At 71.3% G+C, this 16673-nt stretch carries 18 protein-coding genes; 9 read left to right on the top strand and 9 right to left on the bottom strand.

Annotation, left to right across the window (positions count from 1 at the left end; all coding sequences use genetic code 11):
- Window positions 1-2: 2 nt before the first annotated feature.
- Window positions 3-1199 carry a Rieske 2Fe-2S domain-containing protein gene (locus Adu01nite_RS07025; RefSeq protein ID WP_203725711.1) on the bottom strand — a complete coding sequence of 399 codons (1197 nt, stop codon included), beginning with the start codon at window positions 1197-1199 and terminating at the stop codon, window positions 3-5.
- Window positions 1200-1236: 37 nt separating this feature from the next.
- On the opposite strand from Adu01nite_RS07025, the gene Adu01nite_RS07020 reads away from it, so the two are divergent.
- Window positions 1237-2061, top strand: coding sequence for a DUF1028 domain-containing protein (locus Adu01nite_RS07020; protein WP_203725710.1), 825 nt, complete (start codon window positions 1237-1239; stop codon window positions 2059-2061).
- Here the strand turns inward: Adu01nite_RS07020 and Adu01nite_RS07015 are convergent.
- The gene (locus tag Adu01nite_RS07015) at window positions 2058-2648 is read right to left on the bottom strand and encodes a GNAT family N-acetyltransferase (protein WP_203725709.1); all 591 of its coding nucleotides are present in this window, start codon (window positions 2646-2648) and stop codon (window positions 2058-2060) included. The genes Adu01nite_RS07020 and Adu01nite_RS07015 overlap by 4 nt on opposite strands.
- 29 nt (window positions 2649-2677) lie before the next feature.
- On the opposite strand from Adu01nite_RS07015, the gene Adu01nite_RS07010 reads away from it, so the two are divergent.
- Window positions 2678-3145, top strand: a complete 468-nt coding sequence (locus tag Adu01nite_RS07010; RefSeq protein ID WP_203725708.1) for a GyrI-like domain-containing protein — start codon at window positions 2678-2680, stop codon at window positions 3143-3145.
- Window position 3146: 1 nt separating this feature from the next.
- Here the strand turns inward: Adu01nite_RS07010 and Adu01nite_RS07005 are convergent, their stop codons facing one another.
- On the bottom strand, window positions 3147-4034 hold the full coding sequence (locus Adu01nite_RS07005; RefSeq protein ID WP_203725707.1) for a LysR family transcriptional regulator: 888 nt from the start codon (window positions 4032-4034) through the stop codon (window positions 3147-3149).
- A gap of 79 nt (window positions 4035-4113) precedes the next feature.
- Between Adu01nite_RS07005 and Adu01nite_RS07000 the strand changes: the two genes are divergently transcribed.
- The 3 genes from Adu01nite_RS07000 to Adu01nite_RS06990 all read left to right on the top strand — a co-directional run bounded on the left by Adu01nite_RS07000 (window position 4114) and on the right by Adu01nite_RS06990 (window position 6370).
- Entirely contained in the window at window positions 4114-4512 is a 399-nt protein-coding gene (locus Adu01nite_RS07000) for a RidA family protein (protein WP_203725706.1), read from the top strand.
- A gap of 37 nt (window positions 4513-4549) precedes the next feature.
- Window positions 4550-6046, top strand: a complete 1497-nt coding sequence (locus tag Adu01nite_RS06995; protein WP_239132193.1) for an ABC transporter ATP-binding protein — start codon at window positions 4550-4552, stop codon at window positions 6044-6046.
- Window positions 6047-6112: 66 nt separating this feature from the next.
- The gene (locus Adu01nite_RS06990) at window positions 6113-6370 is read left to right on the top strand and encodes a hypothetical protein (RefSeq protein ID WP_203725705.1); all 258 of its coding nucleotides are present in this window, start codon (window positions 6113-6115) and stop codon (window positions 6368-6370) included.
- Window positions 6371-6374: 4 nt separating this feature from the next.
- On the opposite strand, the gene Adu01nite_RS06985 is transcribed toward Adu01nite_RS06990, so the two are convergent.
- From Adu01nite_RS06985 to Adu01nite_RS06975, 3 genes are all read right to left on the bottom strand, one after another.
- Window positions 6375-7328, bottom strand: a complete 954-nt coding sequence (locus Adu01nite_RS06985; protein ID WP_203725704.1) for a hypothetical protein — start codon at window positions 7326-7328, stop codon at window positions 6375-6377.
- A gap of 79 nt (window positions 7329-7407) precedes the next feature.
- Window positions 7408-8226, bottom strand: coding sequence for a HEAT repeat domain-containing protein (locus tag Adu01nite_RS06980; RefSeq protein WP_203725703.1), 819 nt, complete (start codon window positions 8224-8226; stop codon window positions 7408-7410).
- Between the two features lie 26 nt (window positions 8227-8252).
- Window positions 8253-9155: a LysR family transcriptional regulator gene (locus Adu01nite_RS06975; RefSeq protein ID WP_203725702.1), complete on the bottom strand. Its 903-nt coding sequence runs from the start codon at window positions 9153-9155 to the stop codon at window positions 8253-8255.
- Between the two features lie 70 nt (window positions 9156-9225).
- Between Adu01nite_RS06975 and Adu01nite_RS06970 the strand changes: the two genes are divergently transcribed.
- Window positions 9226-10128 carry a DMT family transporter gene (locus Adu01nite_RS06970; RefSeq protein WP_203725701.1) on the top strand — a complete coding sequence of 301 codons (903 nt, stop codon included), beginning with the start codon at window positions 9226-9228 and terminating at the stop codon, window positions 10126-10128.
- 55 nt (window positions 10129-10183) lie between these two features.
- Here Adu01nite_RS06970 and Adu01nite_RS06965 read toward each other — a convergent pair whose 3' ends face one another.
- The gene (locus Adu01nite_RS06965; RefSeq protein ID WP_203725700.1) at window positions 10184-11221 is read right to left on the bottom strand and encodes a lysylphosphatidylglycerol synthase transmembrane domain-containing protein; all 1038 of its coding nucleotides are present in this window, start codon (window positions 11219-11221) and stop codon (window positions 10184-10186) included.
- A gap of 174 nt (window positions 11222-11395) precedes the next feature.
- Here Adu01nite_RS06965 and Adu01nite_RS06960 point away from each other — a divergent pair, with 174 nt between their 5' ends.
- The 3 genes from Adu01nite_RS06960 to Adu01nite_RS06950 all read left to right on the top strand — a co-directional run bounded on the left by Adu01nite_RS06960 (window position 11396) and on the right by Adu01nite_RS06950 (window position 13910).
- Window positions 11396-13042 (top strand): methyl-accepting chemotaxis protein, encoded by a 1647-nt coding sequence (locus tag Adu01nite_RS06960; protein WP_203725699.1) that lies wholly within the window; start codon window positions 11396-11398, stop codon window positions 13040-13042.
- A 71-nt stretch (window positions 13043-13113) separates the two neighbouring features.
- Complete coding sequence (locus Adu01nite_RS06955; RefSeq protein ID WP_203725698.1) at window positions 13114-13353, top strand: hypothetical protein; 240 nt, start codon at window positions 13114-13116, stop codon at window positions 13351-13353.
- A gap of 110 nt (window positions 13354-13463) precedes the next feature.
- Window positions 13464-13910 (top strand): hypothetical protein, encoded by a 447-nt coding sequence (locus Adu01nite_RS06950; RefSeq protein ID WP_203725697.1) that lies wholly within the window; start codon window positions 13464-13466, stop codon window positions 13908-13910.
- Window positions 13911-14114: 204 nt separating this feature from the next.
- On the opposite strand, the gene Adu01nite_RS06945 is transcribed toward Adu01nite_RS06950, so the two are convergent.
- Together Adu01nite_RS06945 and Adu01nite_RS06940 are read right to left on the bottom strand one after the other, a co-directional pair.
- Window positions 14115-15401, bottom strand: a complete 1287-nt coding sequence (locus tag Adu01nite_RS06945; protein WP_203725696.1) for an HNH endonuclease signature motif containing protein — start codon at window positions 15399-15401, stop codon at window positions 14115-14117.
- Window positions 15402-15509: 108 nt separating this feature from the next.
- Window positions 15510-16640, bottom strand: a complete 1131-nt coding sequence (locus Adu01nite_RS06940; RefSeq protein WP_239132192.1) for an AI-2E family transporter — start codon at window positions 16638-16640, stop codon at window positions 15510-15512.
- Window positions 16641-16673: the final 33 nt, after the last annotated feature.

Below are 16673 nucleotides of genomic sequence, written 5' to 3'. Positions count from 1 at the left end.
GTTCAGTCCCCAGCCTGCCCGCCGAGGGCGGCGGCGGGCGACTGTCCGGTGTGGAATTTGGCGAGAATCCGGCGCATGTGCACGCCGAGCAGGTCGGCCCGCACATGGAGTTCGTCGCGCATCCGCAACGGCAGACCGGGCAGCCGTTGCGTCCTCTGCAGTTCGAGGTCCTCGGCCAGCACCGCCTCCTCGAAGGCGACCTCCGAGCGGATCACCTCCGGTGCCGGGTCGGCGACGCCGCCGATCCCGTGGAACAGCATCTTCGTGTAGATCCGGGTGCTGGACAGCGACTCCGGCCGGGCGAAGAACAGGATCGTCTTCACCGCGCCCGCGTCCAGCTCCTCGAGGCGCAGCATAAGCTGGAACGGCGCACGGTACACATAGGTCGCCCGGCGCCTTTGCCGGATCGGCCGGATCCCGGCGGCCACGCCCGGGTCCTCCGGGTTGTCGAACCACTGGTCCTGCACGCTGCGGCAACCCCACGGCTCGTCGGTCACCTCGTACCGTTCGACCAGTTTCTCCTCGGCTGCTCCAAACGTCTTGGCGTGCACGAACGGGAAGTGCGCGACGTCGAGGAAGTTGTCGGCGACGACACCGGCCGGTGCGTTGCTGCGGGCGGTTTCCAGCCATGCGCCGACGTAGTTCGCGTCGTCGTGATCGGGGTCGTCGAAGAGCTCGACCCGCGGCTCCGCGGGGGCGAGCCAGAGCAGTCCCCAGCGCTCCCGGGTGCGTTCCTCGCTGGGCCGGTAGGTGCGGCCGAGCAGCTGGACTTCGGACATTTCGTCCTGGCCGACGATCCCGACCGGGTGCCAGGCGTGCAGCAGGGACGGATCCTCATTGGTGAAAAGGTCCGTTGGGTCGTTGTCCGGCAAATCCGAAATCTCCACCACGCCGTCCCGGACCCGCACTCGCGGTCCCTTCGGCAAACTGGCCCGCGGCGGCGGCGCGCCCTCCTGCGACGGCAGCGTCACGCACGCGCCGGACGCGTCGAACTCCCAGCCGTGGTAGGCGCAGCGCAGCCGGCCGTTCTCGACGGTGGCCGCGGACAACGGCACCAGGCGGTGCGGGCAGCGGTCGGCGAACACGACCGGCGCGGCGTCCGGTTCCGGCCGCACGACCACCAGGGGTACGCCCGCGGCCGTCACGGTCATCGGCCGGGTGCTCACGTCGACGTCCAGGGCGATCGGCAACCAGTCCATCGCGCCAGTCTGCGCCCGCGGTGTTACAGAATGCGCCATGACATTTTCGATCGTGGCCCGCTCCGGTGCCGCCCACGGCGTCGCGGTGGCCAGCAAGTTCCTCGGCGCGGGCGCGGCCGTGCCCGCCGCCCTCGCGTCGGTCGGCGCGGTGGCCACCCAGTCGTACGCCAATCTCGCGTACCGGCCGCAGGCCCTCGCCCTGCTCGGCAGCGGGTCCTCCGCCGCCGCCACCGTCCGGGCCCTGGTCGCCGGCGACGACGGCCCGGTCGCCCAGCGCCAGGTCGGGGTGGTCGGCCCGGACGGCGACGGCGCCACGTTCACCGGCGACGACTGCCACGCCTGGGCGGGCGGCACGGCCGGCGACGGCTACGCGATCCAGGGCAACATGCTGGCCGGCCCGCAGGTCGTCGACGGCATGGAGGTGGCCTGGCAGGCGTCCGCGGCCGAGACGCGCCTGGCGTACCGGCTGCTCGCCGCGCTGCGCGCCGGCGACCTGGCCGGCGGCGACCGCCGGGGCCGGCAGAGCGCCGCGGTGCTGGTGGTGGCGAAGGGCATGGGGTACGGCGGGACCAGCGACGTGTGGGTCGACCTGCGCGTCGACGACCATCCGGACCCGGTGACCGAGCTGCAGCGCCTGCTGGAGATGCACTCGCTGTACTTCGAGCGCCCCGACCCGGCGACGCTGATCCCCCTCACCGGCCTGGTCGCCGAGGAGGTCCGCGACCGGCTGGCCCGGGCCGGGCACCGCGGCGACGACGTCGACGCCGCCCTGGCCGACTGGGCCGGCATCGCCAACCTGGAGGAGCGGATCGTCACCGGCGCGATCGACCCGCTGGTCCTGGCCCAGCTGCGCGCTTTTTAGTCGTTCTGGTCTGTTTTGATGCGCGCGTGCAGGTGCATGTCGTGCCGGCCGTCGGCATGCACCGCGTCGCTGCGCATGGTGCCCTCCCACGGGAACCCGGCCTTGGTGGCCACCCGGCAGGAGGCATCGTTGCGGGTCGAGTGGGCCAGGTGGAGCCGGAAGAACCCGGCCGCCCCGAGCCCCCATTCGCTCAGCGCGACCAGCGCGGTGGTCGCCACCCCGGCGCCGCGGGCATCGGGCAGCACCCAGTAGGCGCACCCGGAGATCCCGTCGTCGAAGTCGAACCCGCGCATCGCGATCCGCCCGAGCACCGGCCCGCCGTCCCGGGTGATCGCCCAGTGCCCGCCGCGCTCCCGCGCCCAGTCCAGGCGGTACTGCTCGAACCAGCCGAGCACCTCGGTCACCGTCCGCGGCCGGCGGGTGTGCCACCGCTGGATCGCCGGATCCCGGTAGGCGCCGAGGAAGACGTCGGCGTCACCGTCCACCCACGGCCGCAGCACCAGCCCGTCCGCGGCCGGAAGGACCGGTTGCGGGCCGCCCGACAGGGACCCGGCGGCGATGGTGGCTGGCGTGGTGAGACTCCTCATGGTCCGAGCATGGTCTACGTTGGCTCACGGTGGAAATCTTCGACGGCCCGGCGGTGGTCACGCACCCCGACCGGCACTATCTGGGCATCCGGGTGATCACCCCGTTCCGCGGCATGTTCGCCGTCCGCGACCAGCTCATGAAGGAGCTGTACACCCGGCCCGACCTCTCGGCGGGGCTCACCTTCTTCCGGCTGCACGAGATCGACATGGACGGCCCGATGGACATCGAGGTCGGCGTCGTCACCCAGTCGCGTTTGGCGGGTGACGAGCGGATCCGCCCCGGAGTCCTCCCGGCCGGCCGCTACGCGGCGATGACCTACTCCGGCCACGGCCGCCGCGCCAACGGCACCCTGCTCGATTGGGCCCACGACGAGGGCCTGGCGCTGGACCGCGCCGGCGACCGGTTCGGCTGCCGCTACGAGGCCTACCTCACCGACCCCCGCACCGAGCGGATGAAGACCCGCTGGCGCATCGAGCTGGCCATCCGCCTCGCCTGACTCAGCCGGCCGCCGCGCGCAGGTGCGGCAGGAACGCGGTGACCGCCGGGCTCGCCGGGCGACCGGCCGGGGTGGCGGCGAAGACCTGGCGGATCGGCTCGTCGGCCGGGTCGAGGCGGACCAGGGCTATGTCGGCGGGCGCGCTGCGCAGTGCCAGGGCCGGTATCAGTGCCACGCCGAGCTGGGCCGCGACGCAGCCGAGCTTGCCGGTCCAGTCGGCGACCACGATGTCGATCTTCGGCTGGAAACCGCCGGGCAGGTTGGCGTGCAGCAGGGCGCTCTCGTTGGTGGCCGAGCCGACGATGAACGGCTCGTCGGCCAGCTCGGCCAGCGTCACCGTCGCCCGGGCCGCCAGCGGGTGGTGCACCGACATCGCCACCAGCAGCCGCTCGTCGAGCAGGTGGTGCAGGGTGAAGCGGGCGGCGTCCAGCGGCTCGGCCGGTGACGAGCTCACCACGGCCAGGTCGGCGTCGCCGGCCGCCAGGCGTTCCAGCAGGCCCGGGGTCCGGCCCTCCAGCAGGGTCAGCGCCGCGTCCGGGTAGGCCGCGCGGAACGACGCCAGCGCCCGCGGGACCAGCGCGGCGACCGCGGTCGGGAACGCGCCGATCCGCAGCCGGGCCTGGCCGGCGTCGTGCAGCGCGTCCACGGCCTGCCGGGCGGCGGCGAGCCGGTCGAGAATCGCCTCCGCGTGCGGCAGCAGCGCCCGGCCGGGGCCGGTGAGGGCGACGCCGCGGGGGAGTCGCTCGAAGATCCGCGCGCCGACCTCGGCCTCCAGCGCCGCGATCTGCCGGGACACCGCCGACTGGGTGAACCGGAGCCGCCGCGCGGCCGCGGTGATCGAGCCGAGGTGCGCGACGGTCCGGAAGACGTGCAACAGCTGGGTGTCCACGCCAGCCATGCTAGAGCCGCATGGCAGCCATGCCGGACAGTCGTTGGCGGTATGCCTCGGCCGTCCCTACCTTGGCGGCATGACCGCACACCTGGACAACCCGGCCACCGCGGCCGCGCCCTTCGGGGACCGCTTCGCGCACGTCGCCCGGCTCGACTCGCTGCTCCTGCTGTCCGGGCAGGTCGCCGTCGACGACACCGGCCGGGTGGTCGCGCCCGGCGACGCCGGTGCGCAGGCCGAGCGCATCTTCGAGATCATCCGCGACATCCTGGCCGGCTACGGCGCGACCCTGGCCGCCGTCGTGCACCTCCGCACCTTCATGACCAACCTCGACGACCTTTCCGCGTACGCCGTGGTCCGCCGCCGCCTCTTCCCGGCCGACGGCCGGACCCTGCCACCGGCCAGCACCACGGTCGAGGTGAGCCGGCTGTTCCTGCCGGGCGCGGTGCTGGAGGTCGAGGTGACCGCCAGCTACTGAAGTACCCGCAGCCGACCGCGTCGCCGGTGGCCGGTGAGTGTCGGCTTTCCGACGTCGCCATGGAGAAATCGCGGTCCTTCCGCGGACGGTGGAGCAGCGGGCCACCCGCGGCAGCGAGGCCGCGATCGAGCTGGTCCAGGACACGATGAACCTGTTCGCCGGGGTGGTCAGCCTCCTCGCCGTGACCGTCGCGGTGGTGGCGATCAACCCGCTGCTGCTGCTCGCGCTGCTGGTGGCGACGGTGCCGACCGCGTACGCGGCGCTGCGGGCCGGGCACGAGCGGTTCAAGAGCTACCTGGCCAGCTCCACCCGGCGGCGCCGGCGCTACGTGCTGCAGACGCTGATGGCCGAGCGAACCTCGGCGACGGAGCTCCGATCGTACGGACTGCGGGGTTTCGTCCTTGGTCTTTATGACCAGGTGATGGGGGCGCAGACCGCGGTGGACCTGGCGATGGCGCGGCGGGTGACCACGACGGTGAGCATCGGATCGGCGGTCGGCGGCGCCGCCCTGCTCGGGGTGTACGTGCTGCTCGGCGGGCTGCTGCTGAACGGGCAGATCCCGCTCGCCGCCGCCGCGACCTGCGTCGTCGCCGTGCAGGCCGCCCAGCGGGCCCTCACCCAGGTGACGTTCCAGGTCGACCGGGTCTACGCGTCCGGGCAGTTCTTCAACGAGTACGTCAAGTTCCTCCGGACCGCCGCCGGCTACCTGTCGCCCTCGGCAACGCCCGCATCCGCGCCGGACAGTTTTCAGGAGCTCGGCGTGCACGGGGTCAGCCTGCGCTACCCGGAGCGGGAGCGGCCCGCCGTCGACGACCTGACGCTGACCGTCCGGGCCGGGCAGACCGTCGCGCTGGTCGGCGAGAACGGCTCCGGCAAGACCACCCTGGCCGCGATGATCGCCGGGCTGCGCCAGCCGGACACCGGCCACCTCACCTGGAACGGCCGCCACTACGCCGGGTGGGACGCCGACGGGCTGCGCCGGCACATCGCCGTCGTGCAGCAGGACCACCACAAGTGGCCGTTCAGCGCGGCCACCAACATCGCCATGGGCGACATCGACACGGCCACCGACGCCGGCCGGATCGCCTCCGCCGCCGCGCAGGCCGCCGCCCACGACATGATCGAGGAGCTGCCGCACGGCTACGACACCCTGCTGGACCGCACGTTCAAGGACGGCCAGGACCTGTCCGGCGGCCAGTGGCAGCGGATCACCGCGGCCCGCGGCTTCTACCGCGACGCACCCCTGATGATCATGGACGAGCCGTCCTCGGCGCTGGACCCGCGGGCCGAGGACGCGCTGTTCCAGGCGCTGCGCAGCCGCCAGGGCCGGCGCACCACCATCCTGATCACGCACCGGCTCGCCAACATCATCCACGCCGACCAGATCTACGTGATGCACGCCGGCGCGCTGGTCGAAGCGGGCACGCATGCCCAGCTCATGGCGGCTCGCGGGCGCTATGCGGAGCTTTTCACGTTGCAGGCCGCCGGGTATCAGCCGAACCGCCCGGACACGGGGGATGATCGAATCCTGTGAGGATCACAGTTTTCCGAAGTACGCTGCGAGCCGCGGATGCAGTGCCCCGGACAGAAGGGCTCGCCGATGGCCACCGAGGACAAGCAGCGTCAGTTCGACCAGATCGTCGAACGGCTGACGACCGACTACCCGTCTTTGCGGCGGCTGCCACGACAATGGCCGCGACCGGTGCTGATCACGGTGTTGTCCGTGGCCGGCGTGGTCTGGGCCCTGCTGTCGGTGGCCATGGTCGCGTGGGGCGCCCGTGGCGTCGCCCTGACCCTGGCCGTCGTCGCGCTCAGCGCGGTCGCATTGGCCGTCGACAACTACCGCCGACGGCGCTGACCTTTTAGAACAGCAGCGCGGCGACCTCCGGCGTGGTTCGCACCAGCCGGGCGTCGCCGATCATCGCGCGCTTGCAGCCGTCCGCCTCGACGTAGATCTCGCCGGCCGGCGTGTGCACCACCGCGAAGCGAGAGGCCGGTGTGGTGCATGGGCCGGCCGGGGCGGCGCCCGCCAGCTCGCGCTTGAGGGCCACCCACGTCGCCGGCGCGAGCTTCCCGCCCGAGACGAAGTCGCCGGCCGGCTTGTCGCTGCCCTGCTCGCTCGCCGGCACCCGGTAGACGCACAGGCTCGCCGCGGCGTCGTCGGCGGCCAGCGCGTGCGGGTCGGCGTTGCCGGCCCCGTTCTGCCCGATCACCCAGAGCATGTCGGCCCACTGCTGGCTGCACCCGGCGGTCGCCGCCTCGTCCGACTCGACGTTCTGCAGCGTCCGCTTGGCCACCGTCTCGGTCTTGAGCTGCGCGACCGCGTCCCGGAACTCCCGGCGCGGCTTGCTGCAGGAGTCGACCGGGACACCCGGGCGGATCCACCGGCCGTCGGCGTCCAGCAGCACCAGCCACGGCACCAGCACCAGGTCGGCGGTGCAGGCGCCGGCGGTCGGTTCCTCGTCCGGCAGCCGCAGGGTGGGCAGCAGGGCGGTGACATCGCCGGCCCGGACCTCCTCCGCGGTCAGATCCTCACCGCCGCCGGGCCGCTTGAACGGTGCGGTCCGGCAGATCACGGCGGCCACCGGCGCGAAGCTGTCGTCGAGCCGGAGCAGCGTCAGCGCATCCGTGCTGCCACCGAGCCCGGCGGTGTCCCGCGGCCCGTCGGCGGCACACGACTCCCAGCGCGCCTGCACGACCGGCGCCCCGGCACTGCGATCCGCCGCCCCACCGCCACCACCACCGCCGCCGCACCCGGCGGCCAGCATCGCCAGCCCCAGCAGTGTCCCCGTCACGATCGTCGTCCGCGCAGTCATGGCATCCCCTCGTCGTCGCCGTGTTCCCTGGGACGGTGCCGTGCCGCCCTGGGTTCCGGTGGCCGGGGTATCAGCGCCGTCAGAGGGACTTGGCGCTCTCCCGCTCGGTGATGGCGGCCTTGATGCGGCGGAGCGTACGCAGGGCTTTCTTCGCCGCCGTGCGAACCTCACCGTCGAACACGGTCACGCCGCGATCGCCGGCCATCAGCCGCTCCAGCACCGGCACCGCCCGGTCGTCGCCGGTCGAGCCGAGCGCGACGGCCGCCCAGTACCGCTGATCCGGATCGGGGCTCTCGGCCGCGGCGAGCAGCCGGGGCAGCACGTCCGGCGTGAACAGGGCGAGGGTGCTGGCGAGATAGCCGATCCGGGGGAACCGCCGATTTTCGAACTCGTGCCACAGCGCCTCCAGCGCCGCATCGCCACCGATGTGGGCGAGGGCGTCGGCGGTGCGCTGCCGAAGCCAGTCGGCCTCGTCGCCGAGCAGCACCGCCAGCGCGGGCACGGCCGAGGCGTCCCCGAGGCGGGAGAGCGCGCTGACCGACTCACCCCGGACGATCCACTGCGGATGGTCGAGGAGCCCGATGAGCTGCGGCACCGCGGCCGTGATGTCCATCGCGGCGCACCCCATGGCGGCCCACGCCTGACAGTTGTAGCGGGTGTCGGCGAGCGCGTCGAGCAACGGCGCCTGCAGCCCCGGGTCGGCAAAGACGTCGGCATGGTTCAACGCCCGCGAATACAGCGACCGATGGAAGTCCCGATAGTCACGGACAAGCACGTGCAGAGCCGCGATGGCCGACTCGTCACCGTGCTCCCGGGCCCGTTCGAGCAGGTCGTGCACGTGCGCTTCACGGGAGGCGAGCGAGCCGGATCGAAGGCCCTGCAGATCAGCGGGATTCACCGCCCGACAATACGCGCCCGCCGACCCTATGCGGGCGTCGGCAGGCAGGCGACCGTGTCCTGCAACGCCGCCATCAGCGCTGCCGCCAGTGGGCGCCGGCGGCCGGTTGCCGTAGCCATACCGATGTAGCGGGACGGGCACGGCGGGCGCAGCGGGACCGTGGCCAGGCCGCCCAGGTCGCCGGTCAGGGCCACCTGCGGGACCATGCTCACGCCCACGTCCGCCCGGACCAGCGACTGGGCGAAGATGTAGTCGGTGCCCCGGCAGGCGGTGCGGACCTCGTAGCCGGCCATCGCCGTGTAGTGGTCCAGCAGGTCGATCACCGACAGGCAGCCGTGCACCCAGCGCTCGCCGGCCAGGTCGGCCAGGGTCAGCGACTCGCGGCCGGCCAGGGGATGGGCGGCCGGCAGGACCATCCACATCGGGTCTTCCATCAGCGGGGTCCAGGTCAGACCGGGGTGCGGCGGTGGCGGGCCGTCGAAATGGTAGGCCAGGGCCAGATCGGCCGCGCCCGAGCGGACCAGCGGGAGGCTGTCGTCGGTGTCGCTCTCCAGGACGGTCAGCTCCACCCCGGGGTGCTCGGCGGTGAAGCGGAGCAGCGCGGCCGGCAGCAGGCGCTGGCCGCCGCTGGTGAACGTCGCCACCGTCAACTGCTCGGTGCGATCCGTGGTCAGGCGGGCTATCTCCTCCTCGGCGTTGGCCAGCTCGGCGGTGATCGCGTCGCTCGCCGTCACCAGGACCCGGCCGGCCTCGGTCAGCTCCACGCCCCGGGTGCTGCGCTCGACAACCGGCGTGCCAAGAGCCCGCTCCAGGGCGCTGATCTGCTGGGACACCGCCGACGGGGTCAGCCGCAACGCTGCCGCCGCCTTGTTGAAGCTGCCGAGGGTGGCCACCTCGCGCAGGACGGTCAGCCGGCGCACGTCGATCATTAGCTCCCCTTAATACGCTTTCAGCAAGTCACCACTACCGCTTACCACCATAGAGCGGAAGGCTCGACCTGTGAATCGACGAGCCTGGCTTCTCTTTCTGCTGGTCGCGGTGCTGTGGGGCATCCCGTATTTCCTGATCAAACTGGCCATCGACGACCTGTCGCCGGTCTTCGTGGTGGCCGGCCGCGGGCTCATCGCGGCTCTGGTGCTGCTGCCGGTCGCCGCGGTGCGAGGCACGCTCGGCGCGCTTCGCGCACGCCTCGGCGTGGTGTCGGTGCTTGCGGTGGTGCACATCATCGGGCCGTTTCTTCTTATTACGTACGGCGAGCAGCACATCACCAGTTCTCTCACCGGGCTGCTGATCGCCGTCGAACCGGTGGTGATCGCACTGCTGATGTCCGGCACCGAACCGCTCACCCGGGTGCGCACGATCGGGCTGGTCCTCGGCTTCGCGGGCGTCGCCGTGCTGGTCGGCCTGGACGTCTCCGGTGACCGCCTCGGTCTGCTCGGTGCGGGTATGGTGCTGCTCGCAGCGGTCAGCTACGCGGTGGCGACGATGCTGGTGCAGCGCCGGGCGGCCGACGTGCCGCCGGAGACCCTCGCCGGTGGGACCACCGCGATCACCGCGATCGTGCTCGCGCCGTTCGCGATCATGACCTGGCCGACCGAGCCGGTGCACGCCAAGGCGTGGACGTCGCTCGCGCTGCTCGGGGTGCTGTGCACGGCGGTGGCGCTGCTGGCCTTCTACCGGCTGATCGCGCTCGCCGGGTCGACCCGGGCCGGCCTGGTCACCTACCTCAACCCGGTGGTGGCGGTCTTCCTCGGGGTGATCTTCCTGAACGAGCCGCTGCGGTGGAGCACCGGGGCCGGGTTCGCCCTGGTCATCGCCGGGTGCTGGTTGTCGACCCGGCCGGTGCCCAGCAGGGCGGCCGAGCCCGAGACGGAGGCGGCCGTACCGGCCGTTGCTCACTGAAATTCCAGAGGCGGGGACACGACCTTGCGGTTGTGGACGTCGAGACCTCGTACATTCATCGGTGGTCTGCTGTTGATCTTCCGCCGTTCGGGGTGGCTGGGGCTGCGACGGCTCGGTGGCGGATCACCAGCCAGGAGATCCAGCCGAGGCCGATGATGAAACCGAAGCTGATGATGCGGTAGAGGACTACGGCGGCGATCGCGGTGGAGGTGGGCACGCCGCCGGCCAGCAGGCCCAGGACCAGGGCGCTGTCGATGAGGCCGAGGCCGCCGGGGATGATCGTGATGGTGCCGGCGGCCATCGCCGCGCAAAAGGCCAGCAGCACCTGGTTGAGCCCGACGGCGTCGCCGACCGCGCGGCAGCAGAGCCAGAGGCACATCGCGTCGAAGACCCAGTTCAGGACGGCGAAGGTGGCGGCCGCGGCGCCGTGCCCGGGATGCAGGCGGGCCGCGCGCAGCTGCTCGATGAACGTGTGGAGACGGTCGCCGCCCTGCTGGGCGGGGCGGCGGCGGATCCGGTTGACCAGGGCCAGCGGGCGGGACAGGCGTTCCGGGCGGCGGACCACCCGGCGGATCCCGATCACCAGCAGCAGCACCGCCACCGCCAGGCCGGCCAGATGCTCCCAGTGGGTCGCGCCGCCGGCGGTCAGCGCGCCGACCGTGGTGACCGCGGCCAGGGCGGTCGCGGAGAGGATGCCGCTGAGCGCGATGCACCAGGAGGCGATCGCGGGCGTGGCCCCGAAGCGGATCATCTGCTGGTAGTTGAAGCGGGTGGAGAAGGCGGGGCCGCCGGGGAGGGTCACGCTCAGCGAGTGCGCGGCGTAGGCGAGGGCGACGTGATCCCAGATCGGGCGCTTGATGCCGGCCGAGCGCAGGAGGCGGCGCTGCATCCGGGCGTAGGCGCCCATCGCGGCCACCTCGGCGATCACCGCGACGGTGAGCCAGCCGGGGTGCGGGGCGCGCAGGTGACCGAACGCGGCGGCCAGCGAGTCCCAGCCGAGCACCAGCTCGGTCCCGAAGAGGGCGATCAGGGCGGCGACGGCCATCGGGCGCAGCCAACGGCGCCTGCGGGCCTCTCGCAGATCGACAGTCATGTTCTCTTCCCGTTCGGCCGCGCCCGCGGACGGCTGAGCGTGGCGGGCAAACTCGTCGACGCCAACCTCGAAGCGCAACCAACTGCTCACTGAATTGCTTCGTACGTCTTAAGCCCGCCCTTCGGTTGCCGATCACTGAGGCACTACCGCCCGGTGATCGACGAAGGGTCCCAGATGGCCGCGAAACCTCTCCCGCGGACAGTGCAGGTAACCGCCAAGCGGAACGCACTGGCCGGCAAGCTCGCCGACGTCCGCGTCGGCACGAAGATCTACATGTCGGTGCTCATCGTCGCCGTGGCCGCACTCGGCATCGGCGGGTTCGGCATCAGCCGGATGAACACCCTCAACGACGGCATCCAAGACATGAAGACCCGGCATGTCGACGCCCTCGTGCAGCTCAGCACGATGCGCGGCGCCTCCAGCGACAGCTTCCAGGGCATGTGGCTCTACGCCCTCATCGCCACCGGCAAGGACACCTACGTCACCCGCACCAAGACCGCCGACCAGGCGTTCGAGGCCGCGCTCACCGCCTACCGTCAGCTCGCCGCCGGCTCCTCGAAGAGCTCCGCGGCCGCGGCCGACCTCGCCGGCACGTTCGACTACTACCAGACGCTGCGCAACGTTCTCGTCTTCCACGAGGCGGCGCCGGCCGGCTTCGCCACCCCGGCCGCGGACCAGATCGCCAAGGTCTGGAACCAGACCCAGACCGACCTGAAGAACGCCATCGTCACCCTGCAGCAGACCGAGGAGTCCGAGGCCGCGGCGATGACCTCGGCCGCCGAGAAGTCCTACAAGGACGCCCGCACCCAGCTCATCGCCATCATGGTGGCGGCGCTGGTGATCGCCCTCGGCCTCGCCCTGTTCGTCTGCCGGCTCATCCTGCGCCAGCTCGGCAGCGTCTCCGACTCCCTGGCCGCGGTGGCCAAGGGCGACCTGTCGGTGGCCGCCGAGGTCCAGTCCCGCGACGAGCTCGGCGCGATGGCGGTCGCCGTCAACACCGCCCGCGACGGCCTGCGCGACGTGGTCGCCCACCTGACCGACAGCTCCCGCGCCCTCGGCGCCAGCACCGGCCGCCTGACCAGCACCACCGAACGGATCGGCAGCTCCGCCCGGGAGGCCGCCACCCAGGCCGACGCGGTGGCCGCCGCGGCCGGCACCGTCTCCAGCAACGTTCACACGGTGGCGGCCGGCAGCGACGAGATGGGCCTGTCCATCCGCGAGATCGCCGAGAGCGCGAACGAGGCAGCCCGGGTGGCGTCGGAGGCGGTCGGCGTAGCCGAGCACACCAACGCGACGGTCACCAAGCTGGGCGCGTCCAGCGCCGAGATCGGCAACGTGGTCAAGGCGATCACCGCGATCGCCGAGCAGACCAACCTGCTGGCCCTGAACGCCACCATCGAGGCGGCCCGGGCCGGCGAGTCCGGCAAGGGCTTCGCGGTAGTGGCCAGCGAGGTCAAGGACCTGGCCCAGGAGACGGCGAAGGCGACGGAGGACATCTCCCGCCGGGTGGAGGCGATCCAGGCCGACACCGCCAACGCGGTGGTGGCGATCGGCGAGATCTCCGGAATCATCGCCCGCATCAACGACTACCAGCTGACCATCGCCTCGGCGGTGGAGGAGCAGACCGCAACGACCGGCGAGATGAGCCGCAGCGTCAGCGACGCGGCCGCCGGCAGCACCCAGATCGCCGGCACCATCGCCGGCGTAGCCAACGCCACCCAGACCACCACGGCCACCCTGGCCGAGGCGAACAGCGCGGTGAGCGAACTGGCCGGCATCAGCACGGAGCTGCAGCAGGTGATCGGTCGCTTCCGCCTCTGAGCGCTGCTCTCCACGATGGCCCGGCCGGTTCCCACCGGCCGGGCCATCGGCGTGCTGGCAGACTTTGCCGCATGGCCGACTGGTTCACGCAGGCCGAGGTGGGTGGCGGCGTCACCCGAATCGCGGAGCCGCACGTCAACGAACTGCTGTCGGCAAACTTCTGGTGGTTGCGCGGCACCGACCGGGACATCAAGTTCCTGACCGGCCTCGACGTCTCCGTCGTCCACCCTGGCCACGGGCCCAGCTTCGACCGCACCCGCCTCCACCAGCTGGCCAAGGACTATCTGCGCAGCAAGGCTCACCGGCTGTGACTCGATCGCTCAAGGGTTGGGTTGAGAACGACGTGTCCACCATGAACATCTCCCGCATCCTCGCTCGCGTCCAGAGGGCTGCCTCCTCGGCTTGTGCTCATCCCAGCGTCATGGATTTTGTGCTGGGGGGAAAGAATCGGGAGTTTGGCCAGGTCGGCCGGGGGTATTGCGCGGCTTTCGTGACCTTGGCCCGCTGTCGGATAGCCGCAGTGGTGACTGATTGCATCGCACACTGTCGGGCGGGTGGCTGTGCGTGTCACCGAAAAAGGCAGGCTTTTTTGCATGTCCAGGCCTGTTATCAGCCGCAAAAGATCAGTTCTCACGCCGTCGCCGAAGGAATTTGTTCGCGACGTTTTCTCAACGTTCTCGCGAACCTGGTTGCCGGAGCCATCGTCTACTTGCTGGGAGTAGTTGCCGGACTTTTCCTTCTGTACTTCTACGGTCACGCTCAACGGCTCAGGCAGTATAAACGCGTGCTGGTCCGCAAATTGAAACATGCAAAGGATCACGAAGCTCGGCAACTGATGTCGTGGTACGTCTATCGTCGTGGAACCTGAAATCAGTCAGCATGAGGCAACCGAAATCAGCCAGTGAGGTGCAGTCCCTATCGGTCGCTGGGTGATTAGCTGGGTGCCAAACGAGTGGCACCAGCGCGGGCGGCCATAGATTTCGTTGGACAGTGTGCGCAGCTCAAGCAGTATGGGACAGCCCGTCGTGATCGTTCCCTCACACGGAAGAGGTCGAGTAGGGGCGGTCATCTGTCATACGCGTGGGTGGTAGAGGTTGCGTCGGGGGTGTTGCTGCGGGTCGATGTCGGGTGGAGGGATGAAGTCGGGTAGCCCGTCGGGGCCGAGGCGGATCTTCCAGCCGGCGGCGGGGTGGTGGATGAGTCGGTGGTGGTGTCGGCAGAGCAGGACCAGGTTGTCGAGGGTGGTGGTGCCTCCGTCTGCCCAGGCGGTGATGTGGTGGGCGTCGGTCCAGCGCGGTGGCCGATCACAGTCGGGGTGGGCGCAGCCGCGGTCGCGAACCGCGAGTGCCTGGCGTAGGGGGCCGGTGGCGAGGCGTCGGCTGCGGCCGGCGTCGAGGATCTGGCCGGCGCCGTCGAGGGTCATGGGCAGGATGCGGGCGTCGCAGGCCAGGCGGCGGGCGGTGGTCGCGGACAGCCGCTGCCCGGTGTCGGTGGTCGCCGTGCTCAGAGCTTTGGCGAGTGGGTCGTAGGCGACGGTTACGGTCACCTGAGGAGGCTGGCCGCCGTCGTCGGGGAGTTGGCCGGTGCGCAGGGCGAGGCGGCACACGTCGACCAGGGCGTCGGCGCGTTGTTGGGCCGGGCTGCGTTTGTCGCCGGGGGTCGGTGTGCACAGGGGGTGCAGGGCGGCTTGGACGGTGGCGGCGTCCTCGACGCCCAGGACCCCGCGCAGGTACACGAGCCCGTCGACCGGAGCCGACAGGGTGAAGCCGCGGCGGGCCTGGGCGCGCGCTTCCTGGCGGGCCAAGGCGGCCTCGTCGGCGCGCTCGGCCAGGTGTGGAGCGACGTAGGCCAGGATTCGATCGCCGACGCGGCGCAGCTGGAAGGCCGACAACCGGGCGGCCATGCCGATCAGGGTGTTTTGGGCTTGCTCCACGATCTGGGTGCTGTCGTTCGCGTCGGCATCAGGCTGGTCGAGAGCGGCGAGTTCGTCGGGGATGGCGTCGAGGGTGGTGGCGATCGCGGTGGCCTGACGGGTGTTCAGGTGGCCGTCGAGCAGGGCCTGCTCGACGGCGGGGTGGTGGTGCAGCAGGGTGGCGCGGTCGGCGAGCTCCCGGGCTGGTGGGGAGTCGAGGCGTAGTCGGCTGCGTAGCCAGGACGCGGTGCTGCGGTGGCCCTGAGCTCCAGGTAGGCCGCGGGCGGCGGCTTCGTGCACGAGGCGGGCCTGCAGGGCGGCGGCGGCCTGCTCGAGGTGGTAGGCGGCGTGCAGGCAGTCGGTGAGCTCGCTGTCGGCCAGCGGCCACAGCGGTGCCGCGGCGAGTTTCGCCGTCTCGCCGCTGAGGTCCTGCAGGTCTGCCAACATGGGACCATCTTGGAACACCTGTACGACAGTTTTTCGCCTGCCAGACCCTGCCCGGAGATCGACATTCACCATCTGCAAACAGGGCATCGGAGGGTCAGAATCGGTGGGTCAGTCGGCGGGTTTCGGGTTTGGCAGGGACTCCACCGGTTCCGGATCGGGGCCGGGTTCGGGCTCCGGGAGCGGGTCGCTGAGCTGCTCGCGGACGTAGTTCCACGCCGCGGCCAGCACCGCCGCCACCGGAACGGCGAGCAGGCTGCCGACGATGCCGGCCAGGCTTCCGCCCAGCGTCACGGCCAGCAGCACCACCGCGGCGTGCAGGCCCAGGCCGCGGCTCTGCACCATCGGCTGGAAGACGTTTCCCTCCAGCTGCTGCACGAGCACGATGATGCCGAGCACGATCAGCGCCGACGTCACCCCTTTGAAGACCAAGGCTATGAGTACGGCTACGAAGCCCGCGAACAGGGCGCCGACGATCGGGACGAACGCGGTCACGAAGGTGAGCACGGACAGCGGCAGGACCAGCGGCACCCCGACGATCCACAGTCCCAGGCCGATGAAGACGGCGTCGAGCATCCCCACGAACGCCTGCGACCGCACGAACGCGCCCAGCGTCGACCAGGAGCGAGAAGCCACCTCGGGTACGTCGCGGGACAGCCGGCCGGGCAGCTGCCGGGACAGCCATGGCAGGAAGCGCGGGCCGTCCTTGAGGAAGAAGAACATCAGGAACAGCGCCAGCACGATGGTGACCACCGCGTTCACCACGGTGCCCACCCCGGTGGCGGCGGCGGTCGCGATGTCGCCGATGCTGCTCTGGAGCTTCGCCACCGCGGTGTCGATGGCCGAGGTCACCTGGTCGTCGCCGATGTTCAGCGGCGGGCCGGCCGCCCACTCGCGCAGCTGCTGGATGCCGTCGACCACGCCGTCGGCCAGCTGGTCCGACTGGGCCGCCACCGGGACCGCGATGCCGACCAGGATGCCGGCGGCCAGCAGCAGGAACGCCACCGTCACCGCCGAGGCGGCCAGCGCCGGCCGCCAGCCGTGCTTGCGCAGGAAACGGACCGGCGGCCAGGTCAGGGTGGTGATGAGCAGGGCGACCGTGAGCGGCCACACCACCGACCACATCTTGCCGATCAGCCACAGCGTCACGCCGGTCATCAGCAGGATCAGCAGCATCTCGGCGGACAGCCGGGCGGCGGTGCGCACCGCGGTGCGGGTCTTCGCGGTGCTCAGGACAGACATGATCTCCACCCTAGGTATCGGGTCGCAACCGGC

Source organism: Paractinoplanes durhamensis (assembly GCF_016862175.1).
Lineage (GTDB): Bacteria > Actinomycetota > Actinomycetes > Mycobacteriales > Micromonosporaceae > Actinoplanes > Actinoplanes durhamensis.
Note: the sequence above shows the minus strand (reverse complement) of the source record. Positions and strands in the feature narration are given on the sequence as shown.

Bases quoted from the DNA above. Each gene is read 5' to 3' on its own strand.
- Adu01nite_RS07025 (WP_203725711.1), bottom strand. From the start codon at position 1,199: ATGGACTGGTTGCCGATCGCCCTGGACGTCGACGTGAGCACCCGGCCG.
- Adu01nite_RS07020 (WP_203725710.1), top strand. From the start codon at position 1,237: ATGACATTTTCGATCGTGGCCCGCTCCGGTGCCGCCCACGGCGTCGCG.
- Adu01nite_RS07015 (WP_203725709.1), bottom strand. From the start codon at position 2,648: ATGAGGAGTCTCACCACGCCAGCCACCATCGCCGCCGGGTCCCTGTCG.
- Adu01nite_RS07000 (WP_203725706.1), top strand. From the start codon at position 4,114: ATGACCGCACACCTGGACAACCCGGCCACCGCGGCCGCGCCCTTCGGG.
- Adu01nite_RS06990 (WP_203725705.1), top strand. From the start codon at position 6,113: ATGGCCACCGAGGACAAGCAGCGTCAGTTCGACCAGATCGTCGAACGG.
- Adu01nite_RS06985 (WP_203725704.1), bottom strand. From the start codon at position 7,328: ATGACTGCGCGGACGACGATCGTGACGGGGACACTGCTGGGGCTGGCG.
- Adu01nite_RS06975 (WP_203725702.1), bottom strand. From the start codon at position 9,155: ATGATCGACGTGCGCCGGCTGACCGTCCTGCGCGAGGTGGCCACCCTC.
- Adu01nite_RS06965 (WP_203725700.1), bottom strand. From the start codon at position 11,221: ATGACTGTCGATCTGCGAGAGGCCCGCAGGCGCCGTTGGCTGCGCCCG.
- Adu01nite_RS06960 (WP_203725699.1), top strand. From the start codon at position 11,396: ATGGCCGCGAAACCTCTCCCGCGGACAGTGCAGGTAACCGCCAAGCGG.
- Adu01nite_RS06955 (WP_203725698.1), top strand. From the start codon at position 13,114: ATGGCCGACTGGTTCACGCAGGCCGAGGTGGGTGGCGGCGTCACCCGA.
- Adu01nite_RS06950 (WP_203725697.1), top strand. From the start codon at position 13,464: ATGGATTTTGTGCTGGGGGGAAAGAATCGGGAGTTTGGCCAGGTCGGC.
- Adu01nite_RS06945 (WP_203725696.1), bottom strand. From the start codon at position 15,401: ATGTTGGCAGACCTGCAGGACCTCAGCGGCGAGACGGCGAAACTCGCC.
- Adu01nite_RS06940 (WP_239132192.1), bottom strand. From the start codon at position 16,640: ATGTCTGTCCTGAGCACCGCGAAGACCCGCACCGCGGTGCGCACCGCC.